The sequence below is a fragment of the Acinetobacter sp. BSP-28 genome (assembly GCF_044130285.1).
Classification (GTDB): domain Bacteria; phylum Pseudomonadota; class Gammaproteobacteria; order Pseudomonadales; family Moraxellaceae; genus Acinetobacter.
Map to the genome: position 1 here is coordinate 1 of NZ_JBIQOB010000082.1, position 772 is coordinate 772.

Consider the following 772-nt stretch of genomic DNA (forward strand, 5'->3'; position numbering starts at 1 on the left):
AATCAGAAGTTCGCCAAATGTGCGCGAAACTCAAAGAATTTACATCGCCCCTTAACAGAGTCTGGTGTTGAACTAGATGATATTTTTACCTGGCAGGAACCGCGTAAGGTCACCAAGAATCTGACCATTACCTATGACAAGTGTATTTATCTGCTTGAACCGACAGAGCTGAATCATAAGCTTGTTGGGCAATACATTTCATTTCTGGAGTACCCGGATGGTACTGTGGCTATCATGCATGAAGGACGGAAGATCAACTACAGCATCTTCAATAAACTGGTTGGACTACAGCAGAATGAAGTGGTTGAGAATAAAAGATTAGGTTCGGTTCTGGCCCATATCCAGCAACAACATGAAGAGTTGGAAAAACAAAATAAACGTTCCCGCGCCAAGCAAAGTATGCCGAGTCGTAAAGCTCAGAAAGCAGTTATTGAACAAAGAAATTTAAATCCTGTTCTTGACTCTTGTAGTTAAAAACAGGACATTTTAAATGGTTTATCGCATAGACATTTTAATTGGTGAATAACAGCTTTTTTAAATATTATTATTTATCAAAGATTTAAACCTATAAATCCCAAACCAAAGAGATCAAAAAACACACGCTTTAACAACTCGTGTGTTTTTTAAACAAGTTTGTCATTTTTTGCCAATAAAATCGGTTGAAAAACGCTCAATTTTGGCATTTTCCCAATGTTATCAGCTCTTCCAGGGCGAAAACTATCCCCAATTGCTGTGGATGAAATTTAGGCTATTTTGTACGCCCTAGCTTACG

At 38.0% G+C, this 772-nt stretch carries 1 pseudogene; it reads left to right on the forward strand.

Going from position 1 to position 772, the window contains the following annotated elements:
- Positions 1-474: pseudogene (locus ACE01R_RS17855) on the forward strand (ISNCY family transposase); the annotation flags it as partial.
- Positions 475-772: the final 298 nt, after the last annotated feature.